The following is a 24,753-nucleotide window of genomic DNA, read 5'->3' as shown; positions in this document are numbered from 1 at the left end:
GGCCCACTGGGGCGCGGTCGCGAAGCGCCGGTCGACCGCCCGAGCCTGCGCGGTGACCGTGCACGTCGGCGCGGGAGAGCCGGACCCCCGGCAGGCCCGTGCCGAGCGCCGCGGGCTCAGAGCAGTGCCGACTCGCCGGCCAGGCGCACCGCGCACTCCAGCATCATGGCGTGCACGAAGGCCTGCGGGAGGTTGCCGCGCAGCTGCCGCTGGCGCACGTCGTACTCCTCCGCGAACAGGCCGGGCGGTCCGCACGCGGCCCGGGTGCGTTCGAACCAGCGGAACGCGCCGTCCCGGTCACCGACCCGGTGTGTCGCGAGGGCCATGGTGAACCCGCAGAGCAGGAACGCCCCCTCCGCCTCACCGAGCGGCACGCCGGGATGTTCGAAGCGGTACAGGTAGCCGTCCTCGGCCAGCCGGGACTCGACGTACCCGCGGGTGGCGGCGCCGCCGTCGTCCCCGAACGCGCAGCCGCGGGCCATCGGCACCAGCAGGGCGGCCTCCGGCCCGTCGTCGTCGGCGGCCCGCCGCCAGCGGCCGTCGGCGTTCAGGCACCGGCGCCGGGTCTCCCGCAGCACCGTGTCGGCGAGCCCGGCGCAGCGGCGCCCCGCCTTCCCGGGCAGCACCTCCGCCATCCGTCGCAGCCCGCACACCACGCTCAGCCGCGAGTGGGTCCACCACCGGTCCTCCAGCTCCCACAGCCCGGCGTCCGGTGCCTGCCACCGCCGCTCCACGACGTCCACGGCGACGGCGGCGGCCCGCTCCGCGTCCGCCGTGAGCCGGTCGTGCCCGGCCGCCGCGGCGAAGAGCTGAAGCGCCTCACCGAAGGTGTCGAGCTGGAACTGGGCGCCCGCGTCGTTGCCGACGTGGTCGGTGCCGCCCGGGTAGCCCGGCAGCCGCAGGGAGCGCTCGCCGCCGACCGGCTGCCCGTCGACCGTGTAGGCGGGCCGGACCTTGTCGCCGTCCTCGAGGACGCGTTCGGCGACGAAGCGCACGGCGTCGTCGACCAGCGGATGCGGGCCGTGCGCGGCGACCGCCAGTCCGGCGTAGCACTGGTCGCGCAGCCACGCGTAGCGGTAGTCGTAGTTGCGCCCGCTGTTGGCCCGCTCCGGCAGGGACGTGGTGGCGGCGGCGACCATGCCGCCGGAGACGCTGGTCAGCCCGCGCAGCACGGCGTACGCGTGCCGGGCGTCGCGCGGCGCGATCAGCCGAGAGCAGTCCGGGACGGCCCGCCGCCACTCCCGCTCCGTGGCCCGCCACAGCGCATCGGCGTCGAGCGGCCCCGTCTCCCGTCCGGTGCCCAGTTCCAGCACCAGGTCGTGGGTTTCGCCCTCGCGCAGCCGGAACTCGCCGCACAGTCCGGCACCGTCCCGCCACACGGCCTCCGGGGCCCCGGCGAGCCGCATCCGCAGCCCTTGCGCCCCGGCCGTCCAGATCCCGTCCTCCTGCCGCGGGTCGCGCATCCGGACGCCGCCGAAACCCGGCCGCGGGTCCAGGTCCAGCCGCAGCCGTGCCTCGCCCCGCTCCACGCGCATCCGGCGCAGCAGCACCAGCCGGTCCGTACGGGCCGGCAGCGCCAGGGCCTCGCGGCATTCGACCACGCATTCCGAGGTCACCCACCGGCTCACCCGGATCAGCGTGCCCTCCTCGTAGTAGCCGCCCCAGACGTGCCACGGGTCGGCCGGCTCCACCGTGAAGTGCCCGGCACCACCGACGAGCGCGGAGAAGACCGCGTCGTCGTGCCAGCGCGGGGCGCACAGCCACACGATCCGGCCCCGGGGATCCAGGACCGCCCCCCGCTCACCGTCGGCGAGCACGGCGTACTCGCGCAGCACCCACGGAGGACACGACAGGTCGGGCACCGTGCGCAGATCGTCGTCCTTCATGACGCTACGGCTGTCCCGGCGCCGGTGACCGAAACGGAGCGGTCCCCGGAGTCCCCGGTACGCGCCGTCCCGCCTCCCGGTGGCCGGCCGCACCGGCCGTCCCGTGCTCCAGCAGCGGCCCGACCTCCAGCCCGGCCTCCCGGCAGTCGCGCACGATGCCGGGCAGCGCCGCCAGGGCGGCCCGCCAGCTGCCGGGGGCGGACGCATGGTCGGTGTCGTGCAGGAGGACGGTGCCGCCGCCGCGCAGGTCCGCGGCCACGGTGGCCCGGACCGAGGCGGACGTGGCGTCCCGCCGCCAGTCCTTGCCCCACGCCGTCCACAGCACCGGCCGCAGCCCGGCCCGGCGGGCCGCGGCCCAGCGGCCGGAGGTGAGGATGCCGTAGGGCGGGCGGTACCAGAGCGGGGCCTGCCCGGTCACCTCGCGCACCGCACGGACGGTCCGTGCCAGCTCACGCGCGTCCCGCGCCGGTGACGGCAGCCAGGGGCGGTCGTGCGTCCAGCCGTGGACGGCGATCTCGTGCCCCCGCCGGGCCAGCTCGCGGGCCTGAGCACGGTGGCGTACGACGTTCTCGCCCAGGACGAAGAACGTCGCCCGTACCCCGAGCCCGTCCAGTACGTCGAGGAAGTGCGGCGTGGACACCGGTCCGGGGCCGTCGTCGAAGGTGAGGGCGACGTGGTCGGGGCGGCCCAATCCGGCCAGTCCGGGGAACCGCCACCGGCGCAACCCGGGCAGCCAGGTCGCGGCGGGACCGATATGGGCCAGCGCGGCGACGGCCGGAGCGACGGCGCACACCGCCGGTCCGGCACGAAAGCCCTCACGCATGTGTCCGCTCCTGTCCGAGTCCCCTCCGCCTTCGTCGACGGCCGGTGACGCCCCCGCTCACGTCTCCCGCCGCCCTTGCCCCCGCCGCCCTTGCCCCCGGCGTTCCTGCCCCCGCCGGCCCGACCCGGGCCCGTCCCGCGCCGCGGGCGCCGTGTCCCAGGCGCCGTGCACCGACGGAGCCCGCGCCAGCCCCACGCTGCCGAGACCGATCAGCGCCACGCCGACCAGCTCGGGCAGCACCCGCACCCCGAGCGCGATCTCCTCGCCGAACAACGCCCAGCCCAGGGCCACGCTGGTCAGCGCATCGCCCAGGGTCAGCGCCGGCTGGGACGCCGCGAGGGTCCCCGCCCGCAGCGCGCTCTGCAGCAGCAGGAAGCTGATCACGCCGACCACGCCCGTGGCGTACACCGGCCACTGCGCCAGCACCGCGCCCACCCCTTGCGGAAGCCGCCCGGTGACCTCCTTCAGCAGCGCCGCCGTACCGCCGAACGCCACGGCCGACGCCGACCCGAACAGCGCGGCCCGGGGCGCGCCCCGCACCAGGCTGCCGACCGAGGCCAGGGCCGTCACCACGACGAACAGCGCCAGGCCCGCCCAGCCCCACCGGCCGGAGTCGGCGGTGTCGTGACCGGCCGAAGGCGCGGCGGCGCCCAGGAACAGGGCGAGCCCCACGGCCAGCGCCACGAACGCCAGCCAGGTCCGCGGGTCGGGACGCCGGTGGAAGACCAGACTGCCCACCATCAGGGTGAACAGCAGCTCACTCGCCATCAGCGGCTGTACGACCGCCAGACTGCCCACCGCCAGCGCGGCCCCCTGGAGCACGGTCGTCAGCGCCAGCAGCAGCGCTCCGCCCACCCAGTAGCGGTCACGCACCAGCCGCAGCAGCGAGCGCACCACCGTGTGCCGGGCGCCCGCCCGGTCCTCGTCCTGTGCCGCGGCCCGGCGCTGCAGCACCGACGCCGCCGCGTTGGACAACGCGGCGAACAAGGCCAGGACGACGGTGAGGGCACTCACCGCCGCGCACGCCCGCTCATCCGGAACCGGTCCTCACCGCACGTCATCCGAACCGTGCGGCCAGCCGCCGGTACAGCCCCGGCGCCGCGCCCCGCACCCGGCACGGCAGCCGCAGCCAGCCGGGCACGTACACCTCGTCCCGGCCCCGCGCCACCGCCGTTCGCACCGCCTCGGCCACCCGTTCGGGCGGCACCGGACGCGGCCGGGACCGCCGGTAGGGAGTTCCCCGCCGCTCGAAGAACGGGGTGTCGACCACACCGGGCACCAGATGAGTCACCCCCACACCGGTGCCCCGGAGTTCGTAGCGCAGGGCGTCCGCGAAGCCGCCGATCGCGGCCTTGGCGGCCGAGTACACGGCCTCGTCGCGCACCGCCACACTGCCCGCCAGCGACCCGATGAGCACCACGCGGCCCGACCCGGCCGCCACCATGCCCGGCAGCACCAGCCGCACCAGCCGCAGCGTGGCGGGCACGTTGACGGCGAGCACCTCGTCGATGGCGTGCACGGGCATGTCCAGGAACTCTCCGGCCCAGCCGACCCCTGCACCGGCCACCAGCAGGTCCACCGGCCCCACCGTGGCCAGCGTGAAGTCGGCGAGCTGCCGGTCCGCACCCGGCAGGGTGAGATCCGCTGCGAAGGCGGTCGCCGAGGCGTCCTCGGCGACCTCACGCAGCCGCGACGGGTCACGCCCGCTGAGTACCAGCCGCCAGCCGCCCTCGTCGCTCAGCCGGCGTGCGACGGCCGCGCCGATGCCGGAGGACGCACCCGTCACAAGCGCCGTGCGCGTCCGCGGCCCCCGCCCGCCGACGGGCTCCCGTCGGGGCCTGGCGCGGTCCGCGTCGGGCGCGACGACCTGCTCCCCGGCAACCGGCCGGGAGCGGGAGAACGCATGGGCCATGAGGACCACCTTGGCTCGGGGCGGACGCCTGAACCCGGCCGGCCGAGCTGTCGGGCTCGGCTGTCCGGCCGGTCGGGCGGTCACGGAGTATCCCTGGTGATGCGCCCGAAACACCCGCTTGTGCGGTGGTTTGGAAGATGGCGGGCGGGTAACTGGAGGGCCGTGCTCGCCCACCGTTCGCCAAAGACCCGCCGGCCCGCCTCCGCGCGCCCGCCGCGGGGAGGCGGGCGGGTGCTCGTGGTCAGCGCGAGCATGGGCGCCGGGCACGACACGGTCGCCGCGGAACTGGCCCGCCGGGCCCGGGAACGCGGCGGCGACGCCTGGATCGTCGACGTCCTCGCGCTGCTGCCGTACGGCCTGGGCACCGCGCTGCGGCATTTCTACCGGGGGTCGGTGCGCCACTTTCCCTGGGCGTACGCCGCCCTCTACCGCTTCTTCCTGCGCCCCGGCAGCGGACACCGCCCCAGCGGGACCCCCCTGGCCCGACTCGCCGCCGGCCGGCTGCGGGAGCTGGCCGAACGTTCGGGCGCCGATGTGGTCGTCCCCGTCTTCCACCTCGGCGCCCAGCTCACCGGCCACCTCCGCGCCCGAGGGCTGCTGTCCGTGCCCAGCGTGGTCCTCGTCATCGACTTCGCGATCCACCGGCAGTGGCTCCACCCGGGCAACGACCGCTGCCTGTGCCTGACGGAGGACGCGGCGCGCGAGGTGCGGGAGAGTACCGGCACCCCCGCGCAGACGTGCGGTCCCGTCGTCGCCCCGGAGTTCTTCGCCGACGCGCCCGGCGCCGACGGGTGGCGGGAGCGTTTCTACCGGCTGGCGCCCGGGCGGCCCGCCGTGGTGCTCTCCGCGGGCGCCTGGGGAGTGGGATCCCGCCTGGACGCCACCGTCCGGCTCCTGGCGGGGAACGGGTTCCTGCCGGTCGTGCTCTGCGGGGACAACGAGCGGCTGCGCCGCGGCCTGTCCGGCACACCCGGCGTGCTCGCGCTGGGCTGGGTGACGGACATGCCCGGCCTGCTGCACGCGGCGGGCGCCCTCGTTGACAACGCCGCCGGCCAGACCGCCGTACAGGCGCTCGCCGCCGGGCTGCCGGTCGTCGGGCACCGTCCGATCCCCGGGCACGGCGCGGACGGGGTCCGGCGGATGGCCGCGCTGGGTGTGTCGGAGGTCGCCGAGGACGACACCGCGCTGCTCGGCGCACTGCGCCGACTCACCACGTCCGGCCCGGCCCGGCGGCAGCGGATCGCCACCGGACACGCGCTGTTCACGAACGACGCCCTGACCCGGATACTCGCCGAAGTCGAAGTCGAAGCCGAAGCCGAAGCCGAAGCCGAAGCCGAAGCCGAAGCCGAAGCCGAAGCCGAAGCCGAAGCCGAAGCCGAAGCCGAAGCCGAAGCCGAAGCCGAAGCCGAACGCGCCCGGCCGTGAGGGGCCCCGCGGAGGGAACCCGGCCGCGAACGCGCACCCGTTTCTCCGTCCAGCCGCGGGGCACCCGGCCGACGGCGAGAACCGGCCGAGGAGGCGACGCCGTGCGGCTCGACGAATTCCTGACCCTGGTCCGCGACCGCGGTGAGTACCACAGCGCGGACGAGGCCGAGCAGGTCAGTACTGCGGTCCTGTGGGTGGTCGCCTCCCGCATCGGGCCGGAGGAGGCCGCGAGCCTCGCCCCCGACCTGCCCGCACCCCTGGACGAGGCGCTGCGCCTGGAACGGGGGCGTCCCGAGACGTTCGGCCGCGAGGAGTTCCTGCGGCGTGTGGCCCAGCAGACCGGCGCCCGGCCACGCACCGCGGAATGGGACGCGGGCGCCGTGCTCTCCACCCTCGGCGAAGCGGTGCCCGGCGACCGCGTAGAGCACCTCCTCGCCCAGCTGCCCGAGGACTGCGCCGACCTCTTCGGCCGAAGGGGCGGTTCCCAAGGAGGTACCCATGACGGACGGTGAACGGCACTACGACGGCGGGGAGGACACCCCGCTCGGGGGATACGCGGCCCTTACGACGACCTTCGCGGCGGGGGCCGGGGTTTTCGCCGTGACGGCGTGGCGCCGCGGGCTGCGACTGCCCGACACCGTCCCCGCCTGGGACGTGGCCATGCTGGGGGCGGCGACGTTCAAGGTGTCCCGGCTGCTGACCAAGGACAAGGTCACCAGCTTCCTGCGGGCGCCGTTCACCCGGCGTGAGCGCGAGGGCGAGGCCAGTGAGGTGATGGACGCCCCGCGCGGCAAGGGCCTGCGGCGTGCCGTCGGCGATCTGGTCTCCTGTCCGTTCTGCGCGTCCACCTGGGTGGCCGGCGGGCTGGTCGGCACCTACGCCGTCGCACCCAGGGCCGCCCGGCTGGTGGCCGCCGGCCTCAGTGCCGTCGTGGTGTCGGACTGGCTGCAGTACGCGTGGAGCGTGACGGAGCAGGAGGCCGAGGGATGAGCGGGACCGAACGAGGCTGACCCGGCGTGGCGGCCGGTCAGTCCCGCGCGGCCCGCTCCGCGCGCTCGGCGTGCAGCTTCTTCACCCGGGCCGCCTCCTTGCGCACATCGGCCTGGACGGCGCGCTCCCGCTCCAGCCACTCCGGTCGCTCCTCCTTGAGCGCCTCGATCTGCTCCGTGGTGAGCGGCTCGGCCACCCCGCCCCGGTGCAGCCCCGCGATGGAGACGCCCAGTTTGGCCGCCACCACCGGTCGCGGGTGCGGGCCGTCGCGCCGCAGGTCCCGCAGCCAGGCGGGCGGGTCGGTCTGGAGCGCGTTCAGCTCGGCGCGCGTGACGACGCCCTCCCGGAACTCGGCGGGTGTGGCCTCGAGGTACACACCCAGCTTCTTCGCCGCGGTCGCGGGCTTCATGGTCTGGGTGTTCTGGTGCGACGTCATGGTGTCAAGGGTATCGAGCATGTGAGCGGCCTCGGACCACGCCCGGTAACCTGGCCCGGTGACAGGCTCGGAAGAAACCCCCTCGTTCCGGCTCGCGTACGTCCCGGGGGTGACGCCCGACAAATGGGTGCGCATCTGGAACGAGCGGCTGCCCGACGTCCCGCTGGCCCTGACCCAGGTCCCCGCCGCCGAAGCGGGCGGCGTACTGCTGGGCGGCGACGCCGACGCCGGGCTGGTGCGGCTGCCCGTCGACCGGACCGTGCTCAGCGCGATCCCGCTCTACACCGAGACCACCGTCGTGGTGATCCCGAAGGACCACCTCGTCACGGCGGCCGACGAGGTGACCGTCGAGGACCTGTCCGACGAGATCGTGCTGCACCCCCTGGACGACGTCCTCGGCTGGGAGCGGCCACCGGGCCGGCCCGCGTTCGAGCGCCCGGCCACCACCGCGGACGCCGTCGAGCTGGTCGCCGCCGGCATCGGCGTACTGCTGGCGCCCCTGTCGCTGGCCCGGCTGCACCACCGCAAGGACCTCACGTACCGGACGGTCACCGACGCCCCCGGGTCGAGCGTGGCGCTGTCCTGGCCCGAGGACGCGCACACGGACCGGGTGGAGGATTTCATCGGCATCGTCCGGGGCCGGACCGTCAACAGCACCCGGGGCCGGCAGCCCGCGCCGGCACCGCGCAAGGGCGAACGGACGGAAGCCGCCCCCGCGCGGCGCAAACCGGCGGCCGGGAAGCAGACCGGAGGGGCCCGGCGCGGCACGGGCGGCAAGCCGGGAAGCGGCGGGAAGAGCGGCGGCGGCAAGGGCGCCAGGCGCGGCAGGCCTCGCCGCGGCTGACGCTTCCAAGCGTCCGCCCCCCCCCGCCTCACCGGACCGTCGGACTCGGACTGGGCGCCGAGGTGTTCACCTCGAGACCGGGCGGCGCGGTGAGGGAGAGCACCGGCTCGCCCGGCTGCGGCGCCGGCGGAGTGAGCTGCGCCTTGGGGAGGTTCGGCGGTGCCGACTGCTGGAAGTTGACCTGGTCGAAGTTGACCAGGCCGGTCTTCTCCAGCACCGTGATGTGGTCCAGCACGGTGTCGTTGGCCTGGTCGGCCAGTTGCCGCACCAGGGAGTTCTTGGTGTTGGCGCGGATCTTGGCGATCACCGGGAAGATCTGTCCGTGCGTGATGCGCATGATGTTGACCGCGGTCGTGTCGAACTGCCTGCCCGTCGTCCCGTCCACGGTCGACACGAACTGCTGTTGCTGCGGGGAGGCAAGGTTGGGCAGGGTGATGCCCAGCTCCGGCGCGATCCGGCGGCAGGTCGCGTCGAGCCGGGCGTGCCCCACGACCAGGTGCTCGCCCGCCTCCTTCATCTCCGGTGTCGTCCCCCGCTCCATCGCCATCAGCCCCAGGGGGTGCTCCCACAGCCCCGCCGCCCGCACCTTCACCACGAAGTCCCGGTCGGCCTCGGTGAGCGGCCCGTACACGGTGTTGGTGATGATGCGGGCCTGGTCGCTGCCCGTGTTCCGCACCCCCAGCATCGTCGGGTAGGCGAGCGCGGTGAGGGTGAGGACCAGGGCGCCGGCCGTGAAGGCGGCCCCTGCCCTGGTGCGCGTGATGCGCATCGTGCCTCCTGGAGCGAGGACAGGCTCGGACACCAGGAGATACGGACACGGACGGCGAACGGATCACTTCCCCGGGCAAAAAATCGGCGAGACCAGGGAAACCGCAGAGACCGGAGAGACCAAAAAGATCAGAGAAACTGCAGAAACCGCAGAGACCGCAGAGACCGCAGAGACCGGAGAGACCGGAGAGACTCGGGGAAGGTGCCGCCCGATCCGGTCCGCGTACGACGCGCGGTCAGGCGGCCCGCACCGTCCGCACGAGCCACTCGTACGCCGCCCGGGCGGTGAACTCCGACTGGCCGCCGCGCACCAGCAGCCCGGCGGTGGCGAACTCCGGGGCGTCCGCCTGCGCGGCGACGTACGGGATCGCGATGCAGCGCATGCCGGCCGCGTGCGCGGCGGCGGCACCGGGTGCGGCGTCCTCCAGGACCACGCAGTCGGCCGGGTCCGCGCCCAGCCGGCGGGCCGCCTCCAGGAAGACGTCCGGGGCCGGCTTGCCCCGCGCGACCTCGTCGGCCGAGACGACCGTGCGCAGCCGCGCGTCGAGCCCGGTGCGGGACAGGATCGCCTCGATGGCCTCGGGCGACGACCCCGACGCCACCGCCAGCGGCACCCCCTCGTCCGCCAGCAGCTCGACGAACTTCCGCATCTCGGGGTAGGCGTGCGCGGAGGTGCGGGCCAGCTCCAGATAGTGGCGGTTCTTGACGGCGAGGAGTTCCTCCACCGGGGCGCGCAGGCCGTAGCGCCGCTTCCAGTCGGCGACCGTCTCCTGGGTGCTGATGCCCACGTACTCCTCGTGCTCCGCCCAGGTGAAGCCTGGGACGCCGTACTCGGCGAGGGTCCGCCGGCCCGCCTCGTAGTAGTTCGGCTCGCTGTCCACGAGAGTTCCGTCGAGATCGAAGACGACCGAGATGCCACCGAGAGTGCTCATGGGGTCCAGGATGCCAAGGGTCACTTCCGCGCCGAACGCCCGATCGACTCCACCAGGGGCAGCAGCCGGTGCGGGACGCGCTCACGCAGGGCCACCTCGGTGCGGGTGCGCACCACCGCGGGCAGGCTGATCAGCTTCTGGACCACGTCCTCCAGGTGCGCGTTGTCGCGGGCCACGACCCGGGCCAGCAGGTCCCCGCCGCCGGTGGTGGAGAAGGCCTCGACGATCTCCGGCACGCCCGCCAGCGCCTCGCCCACATCGTCCAGGTGCCCCTGGGTGACCTCGATGTGCACGAACGCGAGCACCGGATGACCCAGGGCGGCGGGGGAGAGGGCCGGTGCGGTGCCGGTGATCACTCCGTCTCGCTCCAGGCGGTCCAGGCGGGCCTGGAGGGTCCCGCGGGCGATCCCGAGGACGCGGGCGTACTCGCGCACACTGGTGCGCGGCTGCTCCAGCAGCAGTCGCAGGATGCGGGTGTCCAGCTCGTCCACGGCCACGGCGTACGCGACCTCCTTCGTCGGCCATTGGCTCGTTCGTGGCCGTAGGGGTGCCGTGAATACTGTACCAATGGCCCACTCCTGGATGAGCCTGTTGAGCCACTGGTGGAAGAGATGCTCCTATAGGAGTGTCGATGGCGCTGCGGACTCCGCGGCGCCTTTTTCATGCCAGTGACTCGGGGCCAGTGTGCGAGGGGGCGGTAATCAGTGCTGAAGAGGGTGTTCGTGAGCCCGGACCCGGGACGGTCCCGGCTGCGGTTCGCCGCGCGGGCCGTCCTCGGCATCGGGCTGGCCGTCGTCGTCTGCGGCCTGGCCGGCACCTCCCTGGTGGGCGCGGTGATCGGCGGGCTCGCCGCGCTGCTCGCGCTCTTCACCGTCACCGACGCCACCGTGCGCGGGCAGGTGGTCACCACCGTGCTGCTGCCGGTGGCGGGCCTGCCCGTGCTCACCGCCGCCGCCGCGCTGCACGACCACCCCGTGGCACGGGACCTCACCTTCCTCGCCGTCGTCGGTGCCGGTGTGTACGCCCGGCGCTGGGGCCCGCGCGGACACAGCCTCGGCGTGTTCGCCTTCATGACCTTCTTCATCGCGCAGTTCCTGCACGCGACCACGGACCGGCTGCCCGAGATGTACGCCGCCGTCCTGCTCTCCGTCGCCACCGCCGCGGCGGTGCGCTTCGGCCTGTGGTGCTACGAGCGCCGCCTGCCGCCGCCCGCCGCGCCCGCGCCTCCCGCCGGCACCGGGCTCGCCCGCATCACCACCCGCCAGGCCGTCCAGGCCACCGCGGGCGCCGGCTTCGCCCTGGTCGTCGGGCAGCTGGTGTCCGACCAGCGCTGGTACTGGGCGGTCGGCGCCACCTGGTGGGTCTTCGTCAACACCACCTCGCGCGGCGAGACCCTGGTCCGCGGCTTCCGCCGGGTCCTCGGCACGGTCGTCGGCATCGCCCTCGGCTTCCTGATCGCCTTCCCGCTGGCCGGGGCCGCGGTGCCCACGGCCGTGCTCGCCGCCGCCTGCGTCTTCGGCATCTTCTACACCGCCGCGGTCTCCTACACCTGGATGATGCTCTGCGTCACCCTGCTCGCGGAGCTGCTCTACGGTCTGCTGGGCTTCCTCAGCCCCGGGCTGCTCGCCCTGCGGCTCGTCGAGACCGGCGTCGGGGCGCTCGGTGCCGTGCTGGCCGTGCTCTTCGTCCTCCCCGTCACCACGCACGCCGTGACGGACGCGTGGATCCAGCGCGCCCTGCGCTGCGTCCACGCCTGCACCGCCGAGGCCGCCGCCCGGCTCGCCGGCACCGAGGGCGCCGACCCCGCGCCGCGCGTGGCCGAACTGGAGCAGCTGCTGGGACGGGTACGGCTGTCCCTCGCCCCGCTCGTGCACCCGCTGAACCCGGTGCGCGGCCGCAAGCACCGTGCCCGCCGCGTGCTCGCCCTGCTCGACGACTGCGCCCGGGAGATCCGCGGCCTGGTCGCCGTCGCCGCCGACCCGGAGGCCTCGCACGACGCACGGCTCACCGCCGCCTGCTGGCGTGTCGAGAACGCGGTCGAGGCGCTCACCGGCGGCGGCTCCGTCCCGGCCCGCGCGAGCGGACCCCGAGCCGCCGAACCCGCCCTCGCGCACCTCCACGGCCTGGAACACGCCCTGGCCGAACTCGCCGCGCCCCTGCGCGCCCCCTCGGGATCGCCGCTCGCCGGAGCCTGAGCCGTCCGGCCCGCATCACCCATTTGGTCTAGACCTGAGCTGATCGACTGCTACCGTCGCCCCGGGGCAGACGACGAGTCGACACGATCGTCCGGCGCCCGGCGAGGTGCCGGACGAACGGCACGGCACGGCACGGGGCGGGACGGCGGCACGAGGCGAGACGAGAGGGGTCACTGGTGACAGACGACGGCGAGACGCGGCGACGGCGGGCGTTCATCGGATCGTTCACGGCGGCCGGCGGGCCCGGCATCGTCACGGCGATCGTCGCGCCCGGCACCGGCGCGCTGACGGTCCTGAGCGGTACGGACCGCCTGGCCGACCCCTCCTACCTCGCCCTGGCCCCCGACGGCGGCACGCTCTACGCGGTCAGCGAGACGGCCGAGGGCACGGTGGCCGCCTTCCACGTGACCGGGGACAAACCCGAACCCGCCGGCCGCCCGGTGCCCGTCGGCGGCGACGGCCCCACCCACCTCGGCCTCTACGCCGGACACGTGCTGACCGCCAACTACGGCTCCGGCAGCGTCACCGCCGTGCCGGTCCGCCCCGACGGCACTCTCGCCCGGGCCGCGTCCGGCATCCTGAAGCACACCGGTTCGGGCCCGCACGCCCAGCGCCAGCAGGGGCCCCACGCCCACCAGGTGCGGCCCGACCCGAGCGGGCGGTGGGCGGTCAGCGTGGACCTCGGCACCGACTCGGTGCGGGTCTGCACCCTGGAGGACGGCGCCCCCGCCGTGCACCGGGAAGTCGCGCTGCGCCCCGGTTCCGGCCCGCGCCACCTGGCCTTCCACCCCGACGGCACCCGCGCCTACGTGGTCAACGAACTGGCGCCCACCGTCACCGTCTGCCGCTGGGAGGCCGCCGACGGCGTACTGCGACCGCTCACCGAGGTGCCGGTGCTGCCCGGGGCCCCGGCCGGTGACGCCTGTCCCTCGGGCATCGTGGTCTCGCCCGACGGCCGCTTCGTGTGGACCGCGACCCGGGGCGAGGACGTCCTGTCCGTCTTCGCGGTGGAGCCGGACGGACTGCGGCTGACCGCGACCGTGCCGTGCGGTGGGCACTGGCCGCGGGAGATCGCCGAGTCGGGCGGCTTCCTGTACGCCGCGAACGAACGCTCGGGCGACGTGACCTGGTTCGCCCTGGACCCCGAGACCGGGGTGCCCCGACGCGCCGGCTCCCTCGCGCTGCCGGCGGCGTCCTGCATCGTCTTCGGCTGAAGAACGGCCGAGGGCCCGCTCCGTCGCCGGAGCGGGCCCTTCGCCCTGCGTGTCCAGTGCGTCCTGCGTGTCTCGCGCGCGGTGCGCGTCAGCGTACCGGCGCACCCTGCGGCTGCTGCGGCGAGATGCCGAGCGCCGTCGTGTACCTGGCCAGCGTCAGCTTGCCGATCGCCGGGTAGGGGCCGAGCGGCTCGGCGGTGGAGCAGCCCGCCTCCTTGGCCGCCTCCTCCAGCAGGGACGCCTCGATCTCCGGGCCGATCAGGTACGGCGCGAGCGCCAGCTGCTGGGAGCCCGAGGAGCGCAGCTGCTCGGCCACGGAGGTGATCGAGCCCTCCTCGTCCAGGGCCGCCGCCATCACCGGCACGGCGAGGCGCGCGGCGAGCAGCATGCCGGTGATCCCGGCCGTCTGCACGGCCTCGTCACCGCCGACGGACGCCAGGATGATGCCGTCCGCGGCGGTCGCGACGGTGAACAGCCGGGCGCGGTCGGCGCGCGCCAGGCCCGCCTCGGAGAGCCGCACGTGCAGCGCCTCGGCCAGCAGCGGGTGCGGGCCGAGCACATCGGTCAGCTCGGCCGCGACCTTGCTGTCCATCACGGCCTGGCGGATACGGCGCAGCAGCGCCCCGTCCGGGCCGGCGAGCAGCGGCACGACGACGGCGACGGGGCCCTCGGGCTCCTTCACCTCCAGGCCGGCGGCGACCGCCTGCTCGTAGCGGGCGGTGCGCTCCTCGGCGGCCAACGCGAGGACGGTCGTCAGGGTGAGGAACTCCTCGTCGTCCCCGTCGAGCCAGCCGACGCGGGCGTCGAGGCCGGGGAGTTCGGAACGGGCGATGCTGATGACCTCGTCGGCGAGGCCCCGGGTGGCGCTACTGGGCGTCCCCGGAACCGCGAGGACGAGCGCCGGCGCGCCCTCGGGAGCCACCAGAGGTTCGGGACGGCGGTGCCGTCCGGGCTGGCGGGGGCGCGGCATTCGTACTGGCAGGCCGGACGCGGGCCCAGTGGGGGAGCTCATGGCGCCGCATGTTACTGGTTTCCCGGGTTTCCCTGTTCGGGGAGGGTGCAGGTGAGCGGTATCCGTCCGTTTTTGTCTGAAGAGTGATGTACGGATCGGCCGACATCGGCACGATTCACCTCGTCGGAACACCGATTCTCAGCCGTCCGGGTCAGTCGTCACCCACAGCATGCTGTCATCACCCGGAAGGGTGAATGGGCCGGTCGTGAGGTCGTTCGCGATCCGCACCGAGCCGTCCAGCGGATCACCCGCGGCCGCCGTCCGCCGCGCATGCGGCAGCCGCCTCGCCAGCTCCTCCTCCAGCGGTACGACAAGAGGGTCGCCCAGCTTCAGCAGACCACCGGTGACGGCGACCCGGGGCTCGCCCCCCGGCGGGCACACGGCGGCGGCCGAGTCGGCCATGTGCCGGGCGGCGGTCCGCAGGACGCCCGCGGCGACGGGGTCGCCGACCGCGCACGCGGCCACCTCCGGCGCGAAGGAGGCGAGGACGGCGGGACGGTCGGTCCGCGGATACACCTGGCCGGGCAGCCCCGCCACCGGGCCGAACCGCTCCTCGGCCCGGGCCAGCAGCGGCGCGGAGCCGCCCTCGCGCCCGTCGTGGGCGCGCAGCGCCGCCTCCAGGCCGGCCCGGCCGATCCAGGCGCCGCCGCCGCAGTCGCCCAGCAGGTGCCCCCAGCCGTCCGCGCGGCGCCAGCGGGTCAGGTCGGTGCCGGTCGCGATCAGGCCGGTACCGGCCGCCACCACGGCGCCCGCCCGCGGCCCCAGGGCACCGACGTAGGCGGTGACGGCGTCCGCGACCAGCGCGACCGTCCGCACTCCCAGCTCCCGGGCCAGCGCACCCGGCAGCTCGGCGCGCAGCGCGTCGCCGAGGGTGGCCAGTCCGGCGGCCCCGACGACGACGGTGCCGAGCCGGTCCACCCCGGCCTCCTCACCCAGCGCCCTCGCCATGGGCAGCAACTGTCCCAGCAGGTGCCCGGGATCGATGCCCCGGGCACCGGTGCGAACCGGCTCCCGCGACGCGCGCCGCCCGGTCACCCGCGGCCCCTCCGCGCCGTCGCCGGCCGTGCCGAGGACGACCCGCAGCCCCGAGCCGCCGGAGTCGACGGCGAGGAAGCCGGTGCTCACGGCAGGCGCCAGTCGACCGGCTGACCTCCCAGACGGACCAGCAGGTCGTTGGCCCGGCTGAACGGACGGGAGCCGAAGAATCCCCGGTCGGCCGACATCGGGGACGGGTGGGCGGACTCCACCGAGGGCAGCTCGCCGAGCAGCGGGCGCAGATTGCGGGCGTCGCGGCCCCACAGGATGGACACCATCGGCTTGCCGCGCGCCGCCAGCGCCCGTATCGCCTGCTCGGTGACCTCCTCCCAGCCCTTGCCGCGGTGGGCGGCGGGCTTGCGCGGGGCCGTGGTGAGCGCCCTGTTGAGCAGCAGCACGCCCTGCCGGGTCCACGGGGTCAGGTCGCCGTTGGAGGGCTGCGGGAGGCCGAGGTCGGTGTTCAGCTCCCGGAAGATGTTGACGAGGCTGCCGGGCAGGGGACGCACCTCGGGCGCGACCGAGAACGACAGCCCCACCGCGTGTCCGGGGGTGGGATAGGGGTCCTGACCGACGATCAGGACCCGGACGTCGTCGAAGGGCTGCTGAAAGGCCCGCAGTACGTTCGCGCCGGCGGGTAGATAGGTGCGTCCGGCGGCGATCTCCGCGCGCAGGAACTCACCCATCGAGGTGATCCGCCCGGCGACGGGTTCCAGGGCGTTCGCCCAGCCGGCTTCGACGATCTCATGCAAGGGTCGTGGTGCCACGGGCGTCACCCTACTGCCGTACGGGCGACGCCGATCAACCGGTGGCCAGGGCCGGTCCCCCCGGTCCGCTTCATCCGACGACCGCGGCCCGCACGCACAGCACGTCCGGCAGGTGGGAGGCCAACTGCCGCCAGTTGTCGCCGTCGTCGTCCGACGCGAACACCTCGCCGTTGCGGTTGCCGAAGTAGACGCCGGCCCGTTCCGCGTCGTCGGTGGACAGCGCGTCGCGCAGCACCGTGCCGTAGTGGTCCTCCTGCGGCAGTCCCGACGACAGCGGCTCCCAGCTCCTGCCCGCGTCGGCGGTGCGGAAGACCCGGCAGCGGCGGTCCGCCGGGACCCGGTCCGCGTCGGCGTTGATCGGGAAGACGTAAGCGGTGTCCCCGCGATGCGGATGGGCGGCGACCGCGAAACCGAACGTGGACGGCAGCCCCTCGCCGATGTCCGTCCAGTGCGCGCCGGCGTCGTCGCTGCGGTACACACCCCAGTGGTTCTGCAGGTACAGCCGGTCCGGGGCCGCCGCGTCCCGCGCCACCTTGTGCACGCACTGGCCGAACTCCGGGTTCGGGTCCGGCAGGAAGACCGCGGAGACACCGGAGTTGGACGGTGCCCAGCTCGCGCCGCCGTCCGTCGTGCGGAACACGCCGGCGGTCGAGACGGCGACCGTGACGAACCCGGGGTCCCGGGCGTCGGTGAGGACGGTGTGCAGCCCCTCGCCACCGCCGCCCGGCACCCACTGCGACCGGGACGGGTGCTCCCACAGGGGCCGGACCAGCTCGAAGCTCTCGCCCCGGTCCTCCGAGCGGTACAGCGCGGCCGGTTCCGTGCCCGCGTAGACCACGTCCGGCTCGGCGGCGGCCGGGTGCAGCTGCCACACCCGCTCCAGCGAAGCGCCGGTCTCCTTGGGGAACTTGACGGCCGGCTGCGCCGGCTCCGTCCAGGTCCGTCCCAGGTCGTCGGAGTGGAACACCGAGGGACCCCAGTGGGCGCTGTCGCCGCCGGCCAGCAGCCGCGGGGTGTCGCCGCGGGTGTCGAGGGCGACCGAGTAGACGGCCTGCGCGTTGAAGTAGGGACTCTCGTCGAACTCCCAGGTGCCACCCCGCCGGCGCCCGATGAACAGGCCCTTGCGGGTGCCCACGGCGAGCAGTACCTCGGTCATGCCGATCACCTCCGCGGCGTCCTCGTCGACGCCTTCGTCTCGGACACGGGCCAGTCTGCACCCCGGCACTGACAGTCACCTCTGGAAAGGGCGCCGCCGCAGGTCAGCGCGGTGATGTCGAGGTCCGCGGAGGTTGTGCGGCGCGGGCCGTCAGTCCTCTTGCGGCAGGGCGCGCTTCAGGATGCCGCCGAGGTCGGCCCCGGACGGCAGCGTGCCGAAGGCGTGCCCCCAGTCGCCGCCGAGCCGGCTCGCGCAGAATGCGTCGGCGACCGCGGGCGGGGCGTGCCGGACCAGGAGGGAGGCCTGGAGGGTGAGGGCCATCAGCTCCACCAGGCGGCGGGCACCCGTCTCCGACGCCTCGGCCAGCCCCGCCTCCAGTCGGGCCACGGCCGCGTCCAGCCGGGCGTCGGCCCCGCGAGCGAGGGCCAGTTCGTCGAAGAGGGCGTGCGCGGTGGCGGGGGAGCGGCCGAGCGCCCGCAGCACGTCGAGGGCGTTGACGTTCCCCGAGCCCTCCCAGATCGACAGCAGCGGAGCCTCGCGGTAGTGGCGGGGCATGCCCGACTCCTCCACGTAGCCGTTGCCGCCCAGGCACTCCAGGGCCTCCGCGGTGAACGCCGGTCCCCGCTTGGTCACCCAGTACTTGCCGACGGCGGTGGCGATCCGCCGGAACGCCACCTCACCCGCGTCCCCGCGCACCGCCCGGTCCGCGGCACCCGCCAGCCGCAGCGTGAGCGTCGTCGCGGCCTCCGACTCCAGCGCCAGGTCGGCCAGGACGTTGCGCATCAGCGGCTGGTCGAGCAGCCGGGCACCGAACGCGCTGCGGTGCCGTACGTGGTGTCCGGCCTCGACGAGCGTCTTGCGCATCAGCGTCGCCGACGCCATGACGCAGTCCAGCCGGGTGCAGTTGACCATCTCGATGATCGTCTTGACGCCCTGCCCCTCCGGCCCGACCAGCCAGGCCACCGTCCCGTCGAACTCGGGCTCGGACGAGGCGTTGGACCGGTTGCCGAGCTTGTCCTTCAGGCGCTGGACGCGGAAGGTGTTGCGGGTGCCGTCCGGCAGCACGCGCGGCACCAGGAAGCACGACAGGCCCCCGGGTGCCTGGGCCAGCACCAGGAACACGTCGCTCATGGGCGCCGACGTGAACCACTTGTGCCCGCGCAGCGTGTACACCCCCGACTCCGCCGTCGGGGTGGCCGCCGTGGTGTTGGCGCGGACGTCGGAGCCGCCCTGCTTCTCCGTCATCCCCATGCCGGCCAGCAGGCCCCGCTTCGCGCTCGGCGTACGCAGCTCCGGCTCGTACTCCCGGCTGGTCAGCAGCGGCTCGTAGACCTTCGCCAGCTCCGGCTCGGCGCGCAGCGCGGGAACGGCGGCGTAGGTCATCGACGTCGGACATCCGTGCCCCGCCTCGGTGTGCCCCCAGACCAGCCCGCCGGCGGTGCGGGCGACGTGCGCACCCGGCCGGTCGTCCGCCCAGGCGGAGCCGGCCAGGCCCTCGCCGACGGCCACCCGCATCAGATGGTGCCAGCTCGGGTGGTACTCGACCTCGTCGATCCGGTTGCCGTACCGGTCGTGGGTGCGCAGCACGGGTTCGTGCCGGTTGGCCAGGTCGCCCCACTCCTGCGCCTGGGCGCTGCCGGCCCGCAGGCCGAGCCGCCGCAGCTCCTCCTCGGCCCACCCGGCGCCCTCCCGCCGGAGCCCCTCCAGCAGGGCCGGGTCCTCGCAGGCGTCGTAGGGAGCCAGGGGAGGGGGCTGATTGGTGACGTCGTGCGTGGCGTACCCCTCAGGGTGGCCCGCCGACTCCCCGTACGGGTCCTGCGCGAGTGTCGTCATACCGTCGAGTGTTGCACTATTGCTGCGGGCGCAGCAATAGTGCAACACCGCGAACGCGCGTAGAGTACGTGTCCATGTGCAGCGACGACCGGTACGTGCTCAGGGAAACGCGCGACGCGTGCCCGCGCCCGTGAACGAGCCCGCGCCCCCGGACGACCCCGCACTGCGCCCGCTGTCCGCGCGGTCGGTGGTCCTGAGCCTGCTCCTCGGGGCGCATCCTCCCGAGCTGTCGGCCCGGGAACTGGTGCGGCTGGTGGAGGGCTTCGACGTCGGTGGGTCCACCGCGCGCGCGGCGCTCAGCCGGATGACCGCCGCCGGTGACCTGCGGCGCACGGACACCGGTTACCGCCTCAGCGAGCGGCTGCTGGAGCGCCAGCGGCGCCAGGACGAGGCCGTGCGCCCGCACACGCGCGCCTGGGAGGGCGACTGGGAGATGGTCGTGGTCACCGCCACGGGACGCGGCGCGGCCGAACGCGCCGACCTGCGGGCCCGGCTGACCGCCCTGCGCCTGGCCGAACTCCGGGAGGGCGTGTGGCTGCGCCCCGCCAACCTGTGCCGTACGCTCCCCGCCGAGCTGGACCGGGTGGCCGAGCGCCACGCCTCGCGCCCGGCCCGTCCGGCCCGCGACCTGGCGGCGGAGCTGTGGCCGCTGGACGCCTGGTCAGCCACGGCCGGGGCGCTGCTCGACCGGGTCGGCCGGGTCCGGCGGCCGGCCGACCGGCTCACCGCCTTCGCGGCCGTCGTGCGCCATCTGCTGGCCGACCCGGTCCTGCCTGGCGAACTCCTCCCGTCCGACTGGCCGGGTGCGGCCCTGCGGGAGGCCTACGCGCGATACCAGCGGGAGCAGACCGGGCAGGTCCGCATGCGCGTCACTGGTAGGTGATGTCCGACGACGCGTACCTGCAGTGGGTGCCGTCGGGGCCCGAGCCGTTCGAGTCCGGTTCGTCGCCGTCGTCGTTGCCGATGTACTTCTGGCACGGGACGATCTTCCCGTCGTCGTCCCCGACGACGGTGATGTCGCGCAGCGTGGCGCTGTCGCCGTAGTTGGTGTTGATGCCGGCGATCCGGCTGCCCTTCCAGCCCACCTCGATCGAGTCGAGGTTGATGGTCCGCTTGTGCTGCGTCGAGCAGTTGCCGCAGGAGCGGACGAAGGTGCCGAAGTTCCGCACGGCGAAGTCCGACACGTTGAGCGTCCCGGCGCCGTTGAACTGGAAGACCTTGTCGCTGGCCTCCTTCGCGCCGCCGCCGGTGACCGTGTAGACGTTCGACGACGAGGAGCCGCGGAAGGTCGCCGCGTCCTCGCCGACATCCTCCCACCAGACGTTCTGCAGGGTGCAGCTGCCCTTGCAGTGGATGCCGTCGGCGGCCGGGGCGCCGATGATCACGTTCTTGAGGACGGCGCCGGGAGCCAGTTCCAGGATCGGCCCCTGGTCCTCGTCCTGGCCGCCGGAGCCGAGGTCACCGGTGCCGTAGAGGCGCTTCATCCCGTAGTCCTTGGTGCCGGAGACCGGGATGGTGGCGGAGACGCCCTCGCTGCCGTTGGGCGTCGGCCAGGTGGCGGCCTGCGCCGAGGCGGCTCCGGTAGTCATGAGCATGCCAATTAATAATCCGAGTGCGGCCAGTGCGCCGGTCGCGGTGCGTCGCCGCCCGTGGGGGCGTGTCGCGGCAGTCATGTTCGGGTCCCTTCCGTGGGGGGAGTGGGGGTGGAACGGAACATGTGTGTGAACGCTGTGCATGGTGCTCGACGCCGCGTGGACGCGATGGGGCAGGCGTGGAGCCTTGCCGGACATCGCGTCCGCAGCGGTCATGCTGATGAACGGACCGTAGAGGGTAAGCGCTTTCTGGTCAACGTCTGGCACGCCGTTCCGCCTCAGACGGCCCACCCGTACTGGTCCGGCATCCGGACCGCGTCGCCCAACTCCCGCGCCGCGTGCTGCCCCCACGAAGGCTCGCGCAGCAACTCGCGGCCCAGCAGTACAGCGTCGGCCTCGCCGTTGGCCAGGACCTTCTCGGCCTGCCCGGCGTCGGTGATCATGCCGACGGCGGCGACCGGCAGCGTGGTCCCGGCCTTGACGCGCTCGGCGAACGGCACCTGGTACCCGGGGCCGGTGGGGATCCTCACGCGCGGGGCGTTGCCGCCCGTGGAGACGTCGAGGAGGTCGATGCCGTGGGTCTGGAGGTCGCGGGCGAAGCGGACGGTGTCCTCGGGTGTCCAGCCGCCCTCCTCCAGCCAGTCGGTCGCCGAGATCCGGAAGAACAGCGGCTTGTCGTCCGGCCACACCGCCCGTACGGCGTCGACGACCTCGAGGGCGAAGCGGGTGCGGTTCTCGTACGAGCCGCCGTAGGCGTCGGTGCGGTGGTTGGAGTGCGGCGACAGGAACTCGTGGATCAGGTAGCCGTGGGCGCCGTGGATCTCCACGATCTCGAAACCGGCGGCGAGGGCCCGGCGGGCCGCGTCCGCGAACTGTCCGACGATCTCCTGGATCTGCGTGGAGGCCAGCTCGGTCGGCGCCGGGTGGCGGTCGTCGAAGGGCAGCGCGCTCGGCGCCACCGGCTGCCAGCCGTGCGCCTCCGGGCCGACCGGCGCCCCGCCCTTCCAGGGCTGCGCGGTCGAGGCCTTGCGGCCCGCGTGGGCCAGCTGGATCGCCGGCACCGTCCCCTGCGAGCGCAGGAAGTCCGTGATCCGCCGGAAGGCCTCGGTCTGGGTGTCGTTCCACAGGCCCAGGTCCTGCGGGGAGATCCGGCCCTCGGGCGACACGCCGGTGGCCTCGACGACGATCAGCCCGGTGCCGCCGACCGCGCGGGCGCCGTAGTGCGCGAAGTGCCAGTCGCCCGGGACGCCCGCCATGGGGCCCTCCGGCGCGGCGGAGTACTGGCACATCGGCGACATCCAGATCCGGTTGGGAATCGTGGTGTCGCGCAGCTGGAGGGGCTGGAAGAGGGCGTTCATGGCGGGCTGCTCCCTTGGTCGGGGCGGAAGGAACGGTCGTACGATAACCCTCGTAGTACGACGGGTGTCAAACTACGATGCCTTTCGTACAATGAGGCCTCAGTCGGAGCCCCTGCCGGACAGTGGGCCCCTCCCGGACCAACTGGAGCCGCCGTGACCCCCGCCGTTCCCGCCGCCGGCACCCGCGCTCTGCCCCACCCGGCGCGCGACGACATCCGGCTGGAAGGAGTGCTGCACGCGCTCTCCGATCCGATGCGGCTGCGGATCGTGCGGGAACTCGCCGCCGACAGTGACGCGCTCCTGTCCTGCTCCCACTTCGTCCTGCCGGTGACGAAGTCCACGACCACGCACCACTTCCGGGTACTGAGGGAGAGCGGGGTGATCCGGCAGACCTACCGGGGCACGGCCAAGATGAACGGCCTGCGCAGGGACGACCTGGACGCGCTGTTCCCGGGGCTGCTGGACGCCCTGCTGGCGGCGGCGGCCCGTCAGGCCGCCCGTCTCGGCACCGGCTGACGGCGTTCGCGAGGAGCTATCGGACCGCCGCCCCGCGCGCCGCCGCCAGCAGCGACTTCCAGTCGGACAGCTTCACGACGTGCCGCCCCAGTGAGGCCCCGAGTTCCGCCTCGGCCCGCTCGATGCCCCGCCAGCCGCTCCACTCGACCGGCTCGACGCCTTCGGCCCGCAGCGGTCCGAGGGGATCACCCGTGGGGAGGTCCCGCCGTACGAGTGCGGGGGCGTCCGCCAGCAGGGACGTCACCGTCTCCTTCGCGCAGGGCCGGTTGGTGCCGATGACCCCCGTCGGGCCCCGCTTGATCCAGCCGGCCACGTACTCGCCGGGCGCGACGGCATCCGCGCGCAGCACCCGCCCCGCCCGGTGCGGCACCGTCCCGCTCGCGGCGTCGAACGGCAGTCCTTCCAGCGGCACTCCGCGGTAGCCCACCGACCGCAGCACCAGCCCGGCCTCGATCTCCTCGTAGCGCCCGGTGCCGGTGACTCCTCCGCGCCCGTCCGGCCGGGTCCGCTCGAAGCGCACGGCGCCCACCCGGCCGTCGGCGCCCGCGATCAGCTCCACCGGGCGCAGGAAGAAGCGCAGGCGGAGCCGGCGGGCGGCGTCCGGTGCGGGCCGGCCGGCCCAGCCCCGCAGCACCTCCACGTTGCGGCGCCGCGTGCCGGGCAGCCCCGAGGGGTCACGGAACGCCGGGTCCAGCGCCGGCTCGGCCGGCTCCACCAGCACGGCCGTGTCCGGCAGGGCGCCCAGCTCGCGCAGTTCCTTGGTGGTGAAGCGGGCCTGCGAAGGCCCCCTGCGGCCCACGATGTGCACATCGGACACCCGGCCGGCGGCGAAGGTGTCCAGGGCGGCCTGCGGAACGTCGGTACCCCGCAGCTCCGCCGCCCCGCGCACCAGCATCCGCGCCACGTCGACGGCGACGTTGCCCACCCCGATCACCACCGCCGACCGCACACCGCTCAGGAACCCCGCGTCCACGGCGTCCGGATGGGCGCTGTACCAGGACACGAACTCGGTCGCCGACCAGCTGCCCGGCAGGTCCTCGCCGGGGATGCCCAGCCGCCGGTCGGCGGCGGCGCCCACGCAGTACACCACCGCGTGGTACAGCTCCCGCAGCCGGGCGGCCGGTACTCCGCCGCTGCCGACCGGGACCGCGCCGAGGAACCGCACCCGCTCGTGCTCCAGCACCGTACGCAGGGCGTTCTGGAGTGACTTGATCTTCTCGTGGTCGGGGGCCACGCCGTACCGCACCAGCCCGTACGGGCACGGCAGCCGGTCCAGGACGTCGACGCGCACCTCCTGGCCGAGCTGGACGAGGCTCTGCGCGGTGTAGCACCCGCTCGGTCCCGAGCCGACGACGGCGACACGCAGCACGGCGGAACTCCTTGTCCGGGGCGGGCGGAGTCAGGTCGCTGGGTCTCCAGCATCCCACCGTCCCCGCTGCGCTGACAGGGTGCTGCGCCCGGTGAACGGCGCGTGTTCCGTGCGTGTTCCGTTCGTATGGAATGTGATCATGCGGTTACTTTCTGTGTATGCCCGACGCATCGATCGTTGATCGTTCTCTTCAGCTTTCCGATCGCTGTCCGGACGACGGCGAGATGTCCGTGCGGCAGACCTGGGTGGTGCGCGAGGGTGCCACCGCCACCGCGTGGTTCGACGTCCGGCTCACCTTCGCCGACGGCGCCCGGCTGGAGGCGCTCGCCGTGCTGTCCGGTCGGGGGGTGCGCGTCGAGGACGTGCGGGCCCGGCCGCCGCTGTCCCTCGACGACCTCGCCGTACTCGCCGATTGGCTGGAGAGTCCGCTGTTCGACGCCTGCGTGCCGGGCGGTTGTGCGGCCGCGTCGCCCGGTTCGCGGCGCGCCCGCCCCGCCTGGCCGGGCGGCAGGGAGGGGCGCCGGCTCGTCGCGCGGGAGTACCGGGCGGCCCGGGAGGAGGGCGGCGACCCGGTCCTCGCGGTGATGCGCGCTACCGGGCACAGCCGGCGCAGGTCGCTCAGACTGATCGGCCAGGCGCGCGACGAGGGTTTCCTGGCCCCGCGCCGCGCGCGTCGCTGACGGTCGGCCGGCG

General features: G+C 74.4%; 25 protein-coding genes. 9 read left to right on the top strand and 16 right to left on the bottom strand.

The window, feature by feature from the left end:
• Positions 1-116: 116 nt before the first annotated feature.
• The 4 genes from M6G08_RS29825 to M6G08_RS29810 are packed head-to-tail and all read right to left on the bottom strand — an operon-like array spanning position 117 to position 4,621.
• Positions 117-1,886: a glycoside hydrolase family 15 protein gene (locus tag M6G08_RS29825; RefSeq protein WP_272590215.1), complete on the bottom strand. Its 1,770-nt coding sequence runs from the start codon at positions 1,884-1,886 to the stop codon at positions 117-119.
• Positions 1,887-1,890: 4 nt separating this feature from the next.
• Positions 1,891-2,709 carry a polysaccharide deacetylase family protein gene (locus tag M6G08_RS29820; protein WP_272590214.1) on the bottom strand — a complete coding sequence of 273 codons (819 nt, stop codon included), beginning with the start codon at positions 2,707-2,709 and terminating at the stop codon, positions 1,891-1,893.
• A gap of 57 nt (positions 2,710-2,766) precedes the next feature.
• Complete coding sequence (locus M6G08_RS29815; RefSeq protein WP_272590213.1) at positions 2,767-3,723, bottom strand: DMT family transporter; 957 nt, start codon at positions 3,721-3,723, stop codon at positions 2,767-2,769.
• Positions 3,724-3,766: 43 nt separating this feature from the next.
• Complete coding sequence (locus tag M6G08_RS29810; RefSeq protein WP_272590212.1) at positions 3,767-4,621, bottom strand: SDR family NAD(P)-dependent oxidoreductase; 855 nt, start codon at positions 4,619-4,621, stop codon at positions 3,767-3,769.
• 252 nt (positions 4,622-4,873) lie between these two features.
• On the opposite strand from M6G08_RS29810, the gene M6G08_RS29805 reads away from it, so the two are divergent.
• From M6G08_RS29805 to M6G08_RS29795, 3 genes are all read left to right on the top strand, one after another.
• Complete coding sequence (locus tag M6G08_RS29805) at positions 4,874-6,046, top strand: MGDG synthase family glycosyltransferase (protein ID WP_272591475.1); 1,173 nt, start codon at positions 4,874-4,876, stop codon at positions 6,044-6,046.
• A 101-nt stretch (positions 6,047-6,147) separates the two neighbouring features.
• A complete protein-coding gene (locus tag M6G08_RS29800; protein ID WP_272590211.1) occupies positions 6,148-6,558 on the top strand; it encodes a DUF2267 domain-containing protein in 411 nt (136 codons plus the stop codon).
• Positions 6,545-7,036 carry a DUF1360 domain-containing protein gene (locus M6G08_RS29795; RefSeq protein WP_272590210.1) on the top strand — a complete coding sequence of 164 codons (492 nt, stop codon included), beginning with the start codon at positions 6,545-6,547 and terminating at the stop codon, positions 7,034-7,036. The genes M6G08_RS29800 and M6G08_RS29795 overlap by 14 nt, the downstream gene beginning before the upstream one ends.
• 37 nt (positions 7,037-7,073) lie before the next feature.
• On the opposite strand, the gene M6G08_RS29790 is transcribed toward M6G08_RS29795, so the two are convergent.
• Positions 7,074-7,472: a DUF5997 family protein gene (locus M6G08_RS29790; RefSeq protein WP_272590209.1), complete on the bottom strand. Its 399-nt coding sequence runs from the start codon at positions 7,470-7,472 to the stop codon at positions 7,074-7,076.
• A 58-nt stretch (positions 7,473-7,530) separates the two neighbouring features.
• On the opposite strand from M6G08_RS29790, the gene M6G08_RS29785 reads away from it, so the two are divergent.
• Complete coding sequence (locus M6G08_RS29785; protein WP_272590208.1) at positions 7,531-8,316, top strand: LysR substrate-binding domain-containing protein; 786 nt, start codon at positions 7,531-7,533, stop codon at positions 8,314-8,316.
• A 28-nt stretch (positions 8,317-8,344) separates the two neighbouring features.
• Here the strand turns inward: M6G08_RS29785 and M6G08_RS29780 are convergent, their stop codons facing one another.
• The 3 genes from M6G08_RS29780 to M6G08_RS29770 form a co-directional block, all read right to left on the bottom strand.
• Positions 8,345-9,085, bottom strand: a complete 741-nt coding sequence (locus tag M6G08_RS29780) for a DUF4142 domain-containing protein (protein ID WP_272590207.1) — start codon at positions 9,083-9,085, stop codon at positions 8,345-8,347.
• A 235-nt stretch (positions 9,086-9,320) separates the two neighbouring features.
• The gene (locus M6G08_RS29775; protein WP_272590206.1) at positions 9,321-10,016 is read right to left on the bottom strand and encodes an HAD family hydrolase; all 696 of its coding nucleotides are present in this window, start codon (positions 10,014-10,016) and stop codon (positions 9,321-9,323) included.
• A gap of 20 nt (positions 10,017-10,036) precedes the next feature.
• Positions 10,037-10,513 carry an Lrp/AsnC family transcriptional regulator gene (locus M6G08_RS29770; RefSeq protein WP_272590205.1) on the bottom strand — a complete coding sequence of 159 codons (477 nt, stop codon included), beginning with the start codon at positions 10,511-10,513 and terminating at the stop codon, positions 10,037-10,039.
• Between the two features lie 207 nt (positions 10,514-10,720).
• On the opposite strand from M6G08_RS29770, the gene M6G08_RS29765 reads away from it, so the two are divergent.
• Together M6G08_RS29765 and M6G08_RS29760 are read left to right on the top strand one after the other, a co-directional pair.
• A complete protein-coding gene (locus M6G08_RS29765) occupies positions 10,721-12,211 on the top strand; it encodes an FUSC family protein (RefSeq protein WP_272590204.1) in 1,491 nt (496 codons plus the stop codon).
• A gap of 176 nt (positions 12,212-12,387) precedes the next feature.
• Positions 12,388-13,425, top strand: a complete 1,038-nt coding sequence (locus M6G08_RS29760) for a lactonase family protein (protein WP_272590203.1) — start codon at positions 12,388-12,390, stop codon at positions 13,423-13,425.
• Between the two features lie 88 nt (positions 13,426-13,513).
• On the opposite strand, the gene M6G08_RS29755 is transcribed toward M6G08_RS29760, so the two are convergent.
• The 5 genes from M6G08_RS29755 to M6G08_RS29735 all read right to left on the bottom strand — a co-directional run bounded on the left by M6G08_RS29755 (position 13,514) and on the right by M6G08_RS29735 (position 19,225).
• Positions 13,514-14,437, bottom strand: a complete 924-nt coding sequence (locus M6G08_RS29755; protein WP_272590202.1) for a sirohydrochlorin chelatase — start codon at positions 14,435-14,437, stop codon at positions 13,514-13,516.
• Between the two features lie 138 nt (positions 14,438-14,575).
• Positions 14,576-15,562: an N-acetylglucosamine kinase gene (locus M6G08_RS29750; protein ID WP_272590201.1), complete on the bottom strand. Its 987-nt coding sequence runs from the start codon at positions 15,560-15,562 to the stop codon at positions 14,576-14,578.
• Positions 15,559-16,236, bottom strand: coding sequence for a uracil-DNA glycosylase (locus M6G08_RS29745; protein WP_073731225.1), 678 nt, complete (start codon positions 16,234-16,236; stop codon positions 15,559-15,561). Before M6G08_RS29745 ends, M6G08_RS29750 begins: the two co-directional genes overlap by 4 nt.
• Positions 16,237-16,306: 70 nt before the next feature.
• On the bottom strand, positions 16,307-17,461 hold the full coding sequence (locus M6G08_RS29740; RefSeq protein WP_272590200.1) for a WD40/YVTN/BNR-like repeat-containing protein: 1,155 nt from the start codon (positions 17,459-17,461) through the stop codon (positions 16,307-16,309).
• A gap of 81 nt (positions 17,462-17,542) precedes the next feature.
• On the bottom strand, positions 17,543-19,225 hold the full coding sequence (locus M6G08_RS29735; protein WP_272590199.1) for an acyl-CoA dehydrogenase family protein: 1,683 nt from the start codon (positions 19,223-19,225) through the stop codon (positions 17,543-17,545).
• Positions 19,226-19,343: 118 nt separating this feature from the next.
• Here M6G08_RS29735 and M6G08_RS29730 point away from each other — a divergent pair, with 118 nt between their 5' ends.
• Positions 19,344-20,108, top strand: coding sequence for a PaaX family transcriptional regulator C-terminal domain-containing protein (locus M6G08_RS29730; protein ID WP_272590198.1), 765 nt, complete (start codon positions 19,344-19,346; stop codon positions 20,106-20,108).
• Here M6G08_RS29730 and M6G08_RS29725 read toward each other — a convergent pair.
• Both M6G08_RS29725 and M6G08_RS29720 read right to left on the bottom strand, forming a co-directional pair.
• Complete coding sequence (locus M6G08_RS29725) at positions 20,095-20,898, bottom strand: pectate lyase (RefSeq protein ID WP_272590197.1); 804 nt, start codon at positions 20,896-20,898, stop codon at positions 20,095-20,097. The two genes, M6G08_RS29730 and M6G08_RS29725, sit on opposite strands and share 14 nt — an antisense overlap.
• Positions 20,899-21,095: 197 nt before the next feature.
• Entirely contained in the window at positions 21,096-22,175 is a 1,080-nt protein-coding gene (locus tag M6G08_RS29720; RefSeq protein ID WP_272590196.1) for an NADH:flavin oxidoreductase/NADH oxidase, read from the bottom strand.
• Between the two features lie 153 nt (positions 22,176-22,328).
• On the opposite strand from M6G08_RS29720, the gene M6G08_RS29715 reads away from it, so the two are divergent.
• Positions 22,329-22,691, top strand: coding sequence for an ArsR/SmtB family transcription factor (locus tag M6G08_RS29715; RefSeq protein ID WP_272590195.1), 363 nt, complete (start codon positions 22,329-22,331; stop codon positions 22,689-22,691).
• Positions 22,692-22,707: 16 nt separating this feature from the next.
• Here the strand turns inward: M6G08_RS29715 and M6G08_RS29710 are convergent, their stop codons facing one another.
• Positions 22,708-24,060, bottom strand: a complete 1,353-nt coding sequence (locus M6G08_RS29710) for an FAD-dependent oxidoreductase (RefSeq protein WP_272590194.1) — start codon at positions 24,058-24,060, stop codon at positions 22,708-22,710.
• Positions 24,061-24,284: 224 nt separating this feature from the next.
• Between M6G08_RS29710 and M6G08_RS29705 the strand changes: the two genes are divergently transcribed.
• Entirely contained in the window at positions 24,285-24,740 is a 456-nt protein-coding gene (locus M6G08_RS29705) for a DUF6214 family protein (protein ID WP_272590193.1), read from the top strand.
• Positions 24,741-24,753 lie beyond the last annotated feature (13 nt).

Origin of the sequence: Streptomyces sp. M92, from assembly GCF_028473745.1 — a bacterium.
In the GTDB taxonomy this organism is placed as follows: domain Bacteria; phylum Actinomycetota; class Actinomycetes; order Streptomycetales; family Streptomycetaceae; genus Streptomyces.
The sequence above is the reverse complement of the archived record's forward strand: the minus strand, read 5'-3'. Positions and strand labels throughout refer to the sequence as shown.

Excerpts from the sequence above, each read along its gene's own strand:
- M6G08_RS29705 (WP_272590193.1), top strand. The coding sequence starts at position 24,285 with ATGTCCGTGCGGCAGACCTGGGTGGTGCGCGAGGGTGCCACCGCCACC.
- M6G08_RS29755 (WP_272590202.1), bottom strand. The coding sequence starts at position 14,437 with ATGAGCTCCCCCACTGGGCCCGCGTCCGGCCTGCCAGTACGAATGCCG.
- M6G08_RS29805 (WP_272591475.1), top strand. The coding sequence starts at position 4,874 with ATGGGCGCCGGGCACGACACGGTCGCCGCGGAACTGGCCCGCCGGGCC.
- M6G08_RS29725 (WP_272590197.1), bottom strand. The coding sequence starts at position 20,898 with ATGACTGCCGCGACACGCCCCCACGGGCGGCGACGCACCGCGACCGGC.
- M6G08_RS29775 (WP_272590206.1), bottom strand. The coding sequence starts at position 10,016 with ATGAGCACTCTCGGTGGCATCTCGGTCGTCTTCGATCTCGACGGAACT.
- M6G08_RS29720 (WP_272590196.1), bottom strand. The coding sequence starts at position 22,175 with ATGAACGCCCTCTTCCAGCCCCTCCAGCTGCGCGACACCACGATTCCC.
- M6G08_RS29735 (WP_272590199.1), bottom strand. The coding sequence starts at position 19,225 with ATGACGACACTCGCGCAGGACCCGTACGGGGAGTCGGCGGGCCACCCT.
- M6G08_RS29810 (WP_272590212.1), bottom strand. The coding sequence starts at position 4,621 with ATGGCCCATGCGTTCTCCCGCTCCCGGCCGGTTGCCGGGGAGCAGGTC.
- M6G08_RS29780 (WP_272590207.1), bottom strand. The coding sequence starts at position 9,085 with ATGCGCATCACGCGCACCAGGGCAGGGGCCGCCTTCACGGCCGGCGCC.
- M6G08_RS29825 (WP_272590215.1), bottom strand. The coding sequence starts at position 1,886 with ATGAAGGACGACGATCTGCGCACGGTGCCCGACCTGTCGTGTCCTCCG.
- M6G08_RS29820 (WP_272590214.1), bottom strand. The coding sequence starts at position 2,709 with ATGCGTGAGGGCTTTCGTGCCGGACCGGCGGTGTGCGCCGTCGCTCCG.
- M6G08_RS29790 (WP_272590209.1), bottom strand. The coding sequence starts at position 7,472 with ATGACGTCGCACCAGAACACCCAGACCATGAAGCCCGCGACCGCGGCG.
- M6G08_RS29795 (WP_272590210.1), top strand. The coding sequence starts at position 6,545 with ATGACGGACGGTGAACGGCACTACGACGGCGGGGAGGACACCCCGCTC.